The organism is Lichenifustis flavocetrariae (assembly GCF_026130545.1).
Classification (GTDB): Bacteria; Pseudomonadota; Alphaproteobacteria; order Rhizobiales; family Beijerinckiaceae; genus Lichenihabitans; species Lichenihabitans flavocetrariae.
Genome location: NZ_JAMOIM010000109.1, coordinates 1 through 4,597, shown reverse-complemented (window position 1 = coordinate 4,597; position 4,597 = coordinate 1). Strand labels below are relative to the sequence as shown.

At 63.0% G+C, this 4,597-nt stretch carries 5 protein-coding genes and 1 pseudogene; 2 read left to right on the top strand and 4 right to left on the bottom strand.

Annotated features, from left to right (window positions below; all coding sequences use genetic code 11):
* Positions 1-158: 158 nt before the first annotated feature.
* Entirely contained in the window at positions 159-668 is a 510-nt protein-coding gene (locus M8523_RS35800) for a TetR/AcrR family transcriptional regulator (RefSeq protein ID WP_282589561.1), read from the bottom strand.
* A gap of 41 nt (positions 669-709) precedes the next feature.
* Between M8523_RS35800 and M8523_RS35795 the strand changes: the two genes are divergently transcribed.
* Positions 710-1,720 (top strand): NADP-dependent oxidoreductase, encoded by a 1,011-nt coding sequence (locus M8523_RS35795; RefSeq protein WP_282589560.1) that lies wholly within the window; start codon positions 710-712, stop codon positions 1,718-1,720.
* 236 nt (positions 1,721-1,956) lie between these two features.
* Here the strand turns inward: M8523_RS35795 and M8523_RS35790 are convergent, their stop codons facing one another.
* The 3 genes and pseudogenes from M8523_RS35790 to M8523_RS35780 all read right to left on the bottom strand — a co-directional run bounded on the left by M8523_RS35790 (position 1,957) and on the right by M8523_RS35780 (position 3,662).
* Positions 1,957-2,610 carry a zinc-binding dehydrogenase gene (locus M8523_RS35790; RefSeq protein WP_345894369.1) on the bottom strand — a complete coding sequence of 218 codons (654 nt, stop codon included), beginning with the start codon at positions 2,608-2,610 and terminating at the stop codon, positions 1,957-1,959.
* Between the two features lie 24 nt (positions 2,611-2,634).
* A pseudogene (locus tag M8523_RS35785) lies at positions 2,635-2,919 on the bottom strand (NADP-dependent oxidoreductase); the annotation flags it as partial.
* Positions 2,920-2,966: 47 nt separating this feature from the next.
* On the bottom strand, positions 2,967-3,662 hold the full coding sequence (locus M8523_RS35780; RefSeq protein WP_282589559.1) for a glutathione S-transferase family protein: 696 nt from the start codon (positions 3,660-3,662) through the stop codon (positions 2,967-2,969).
* Between the two features lie 21 nt (positions 3,663-3,683).
* Here M8523_RS35780 and M8523_RS35775 point away from each other — a divergent pair, with 21 nt between their 5' ends.
* Positions 3,684-4,334, top strand: a complete 651-nt coding sequence (locus tag M8523_RS35775) for a TetR/AcrR family transcriptional regulator (RefSeq protein WP_345894368.1) — start codon at positions 3,684-3,686, stop codon at positions 4,332-4,334.
* Positions 4,335-4,597: the final 263 nt, after the last annotated feature.

The following is a 4,597-nucleotide window of genomic DNA, read 5'->3' as shown; positions in this document are numbered from 1 at the left end:
AGACGCCCAACAGTGCAATCAGACGCCGAATGGACCTCCCCCGCGCAAACGCCGAAGCTGTGCTGCTCCCGGAACTCCAGGATCAGCAGTTTCCACACGGTCTGCAAGACTGATGCACCTTGCCCTACGGCCGTTGTCGCCTCCGGTCTCGGCTAGAGCTACGTCGAAAGTCGCCGCAGCTCCGCGTGGGATTTTGCCAGGTGAGCGCTCAAATCCGTCGTCGGATCAGCCAGCCAGGCGCGCGTAGCATGAGCGAACGTCGCCATCCCGATCTGGGCAGCAAACGCCGCCGTGCCTTCCTCCACGCCGCGTTTAAGCAGCGCGTTCGATAGGCCGACAGTCAGGTTCGCTATCTTAGTCAGGACCCGCTCTTGCAGGGCCGGGGTGTCGGCAATGACTTTCTGCCGGGGCTCGGTGAAAGGGCGATTCCGCTGGAGAAGCGGTTCAACCGATCGGAAGGCGTGAAACAACGCCTCCAAGGGAGACATATCCTGCGGTGCCGCTGCGACCGCCTCCCTCAGGATGTCGCGGAATGCTTCCTCGCCGTCGAACAACGCCTCTCGCTTATCGGCGAAATGCCGGAAAAAGGTCCGCTCGGTGACGCCAGCCCGCGCGGCGATCTCCGCCGTAGTGGTCGCGTCATAGCCCTGCTGCTGAAACAGTTCCAAGGTCGCTTGTTGCAACCGGCCGCGCGCCTCTTTTCCGCTCCGTGGCATTCTTTATCACCCAACATATTGTCAGTCGCTGTCACTATCCTATATGGCTGTGGCTGACATTATCAAAAGAGATTTCAATGAGGACACTTCGTTTCAGTCAATACGGCGAGCCGAAAGAGGTTCTGCGGCTTGAAGAGACCGATATTCCAGAACCCAAGGCCGGACATGTGCGCGTCAAGGTCCATGCCTGCGGGCTCAACCCGGCGGATTGGGCGCTCTGCCGGGGCCTGTTCGCCGGCAACCTCCCCCGGGGCATCGGCCTCGACCTGTCGGGGACGGTGGATACGATCGGCGAAGGCGTGGCAGACGTGGCGGTCGGCGATCGGGTTCTTGGTGTTCCTGCCTATCAGGATTATGCCAGCGCCGGCGCGGCGGACTACGCCGTTTTGGCGGTCTGGACGGCTGTGCCGGCGGGGCTCGACCTCCTCCAAGCTGCGGCGTTGCCGATGGCGATCGAAACTTCATTCCGTTGCCTCGACATCCTCGGTGTCGCGGCCGGCCACACCCTGTTTGTTTACGGCGCAGGCACGATGATCGGGTTCGCCGCTGTCCAGATGGCGCGGCTGCGCGGCGCGCGGGTGATCGCCGCCGCGGGCGACACGTTCGCGGGGCAGCTTCGCGCATTGGGCGCCGAGGTGACGCCCTATGGCGCAGGCATGGTGGAACGGGTGCGTGAACTCGCCGGCGGCAAGCCCGACTTGATTTTGGACGCCGGTCCGGTCAGTGAGGTGCTGCCGGACCTCCTCGAGGTCGCCGATCATGATGCCCGCCGTATCGTGACGGTCAGCAATCACGGCCCAGCTGCCGAAGCCCTGGGCGTGAGAAACAGCTTCGAGGGTCCGCTGGACTATGGCGCGCTGGGCGAGTTTGCCAGGCTTGCGGCCGAAGGTCGGTTCAAAGTGCCGGTCGCGCGTAGTTTCCCTCTCTCGGATTGGCGATCTGCCGTGGATCTAAGCCTGACTGGACGCGCGCAAGGCAAGTTGATGCTCACCCTGAATTTCTAGAGTTCAATAGGAATCGTTCCGAGGAGCCTAACTCGCCTCGGCGGGGCCGCCTTTGGACGACCGCTCATAAAGGAATGTTTTTGAGCGGTACGATAGGGAATGTAAGTCAGGTGGGATGGCGACAACAACGCGCCGCAGCGTGGCGAGCCGCTTATCGTCACAGATTTAGTCGCGGCGAAGCCGCATCGCGCGGCCCATGCGGTTCGGCGAGGGCGCCGCGCACTGGCCGGTGGAGGTCAGGTCGAGACGCGGACGAGCATCTTGCCGATGTTGCCTCCTGAGAACAGCTTGAGGAAGGCGGCGGGGGCGTTCTCGATCCCGTGCTCCACGGTTTGGTGGATCTTGACGGCGCCACTCGCGACCCAGCCGGCCATCAAGTCCACGAATTGCGGCATCATGTCAAAATCGTCGGAGACGATGAAGCCTTGAAGGCGAAGACGCTTCGTCACCACCAAGCGCATGTGCTGTATCGCGGTTCCCTCGATTTGGTTGTATTGCGAGATCATGCCGCAAAGGGCGAAGCGTGCGAACGGCTTGGCCGATTGGAGGGCGGCATCGAGGTGAACGCCGCCGACATTGTCGAAATAGGCGTCGATGCCCTGGGGCGCTGCCGCGGCCAGCGCGGCGGCCAGGTTTTTCTCCACCTTGTAGTCGACCACCTGGTCCACTCCGATCTCGCGAAGGAACGCACATTTTTCCGCCCCGCCGGCGGAGCCGATCACAGTCGCGCCGGCGGCCTTTGCAATTTGGCATGCCGCCGAGCCCACCGCCCCGGACGCCGCCGAGACGAACACGACCTCTCCAGCCTGCAACTTCACGACCTTGGTCACGCCGAGGAACGCCGTCAGTCCTGGCAGGCCGGCGACGCCGAGCAGCGCTTCAGGTGGCAGGCCGGTGGTCGGGACCTTCGTGAGGGCTGACGGAGGCGCATTGAAAGCCTCGCGCCATCCCAGCATCGATTGTACGAGATCGCCGGGCGCGAAACCCTCGCACGCGGAAGAGTCCACGCGGCCAATCGCTCCGCCCTCCAATGGCTCACCCAAGCGGAAGGGCGGGACGTAACTTTCCCGCGTCATCATGCGGCCGCGCATGTAGGGGTCGACGGACATCCAGAGATTCTGTACCCGAACCTGCCCGGCAGGGGGTGGCGGCACCTCCACCACTCCCATCGCGAACGTGTCCGGGGTCGGGCTGCCCTCGGGACGCTTGGCGAACTAGATCTCGCGGGACATGATGCTGGAAAGGCTCATGCTTCTTCTCCGATTACGCGGCCGCGGTTGGGGTCGCTGGACAGAACCGCCCGGTAAGCCGGGCGGTCCTGCAGCCGGTCGGCATAGGCCTGGATGGCCGGTGTGAACGACGAAGTCTCGCCGAGCCTGGCGGCGAACGCGAGAGCATAGCCGATCGAGATGTCCGCGACGGTGAACCGGCCGGCCGCCGCGTAACGGGTGGAGGCCACTGCCGCTTCAACGGGCTTCAGCCGCCGCTGGAACAGCGCCCGCGCGTCATCGACGATTTGCCGGTTGCGCCGCTCCGGCGGTTCGAGGTGCCGGTATCTCAAGATGCTCCCGAGCGGCTGTGTCAGCGTGGCTTCGCCGTACAGGCAGAATTGCAGGTAGTCGGCGAAGGAAGCCTCGGCTGGCGACACCGCCAGGGGCGTCGGACCGTAGACCTCGACCAGGTAAAGGCAAATCGCCACCGACTCCGTCATCCTGGTCGGGCCGTCGATGAAGAACGGCAGCGACCCCGCCGGGTTGATAGCGAGGAACTCCGCCTGCTTCAGTCGTGGCGGGAACGGGACAAGCGTCGTCCGATAAGGCAAGCCCATTTCGGCTAACAACCAGGCGACCCGAACCGAGCGGGTCCCGTGTCCGTGGAACAGCTGCGGCTCTGGGCGCGGCGCTGCCCGAATGGACTGTCCGTGGTCGCATGTTTCGAGCATCGGGTTTGCTCCGCATAAGTTATGATGTATAACATTGAGTATGTGCCATGCTGTCAAGCAAATGTTTTATGGTATCACATGCGACCGAGTGGCCGATCTTCGTCGAGGGACTATCATCATGGCGATCTCCGGGAAGCGCTGATCGAGGCCACGTTCGCGCAGGTGGACAAAGCCGGCTACGAGAGTGTCAGCATTGCGGCGCTGGCCAAAACACTCGGCGTATCCCAACCCGCCTATGTTCGTCATTTCGACGACAAGGACGCGCTGTTGACCGCTGTCGCGGTGAAGAGCTTTCACCTGTTCAGCACGGTGCTGCGCAATGCGGTCGCCGGGTGCCAGCCCGGTAATCGACTCCGCGCCAACGCGCTGGCTTACGTGCGTTTCGGCCGCGAACGTCCCGGCCTGTACCAACTGATGTTCGGCTCCCCGTTGCTCAGCAAGGCCAGTCCTGAAAGTGAAATCGTCCTCGCCGCGCGAGCCTGCTTCGACCAGTTGCTCTCTGCCCTGGAAGGTGCGGCACGCCCGCGCGAGAGCGTTAGGGATGCGGTGGGCGTATGGGCGTCGTTGCACGGGATCGTGCAATTGGAGCGGTTCCACCTCCTCGATGGGCTACGAACTAAGGAAGTTCATGTCGACACCATCGTGGACGATTTGCTCGCTGACCCGCCATGATCCGCCGAGCCCATGGCCCAACATGGCGAGCACTTACAATCCAGCGGAAACCTTCGGTGTACGATCTTACGCTGTGCAGCCAGAACACGCAAAAAGCGCTGTGAATCAGAAGCCAGGTCGGCGAGCATTTTGAAGAGAAGTGTTAGGTGCAAAACTCTAACAGACCGTGTGGAAACTGCTGATCCTGGAGTTCCGGGAGCAGCACAGCTTCGGCGTTTGCGCGGGGAGGTCCATTCGGCGTCTGATTGCACTGTTGGGCGTCG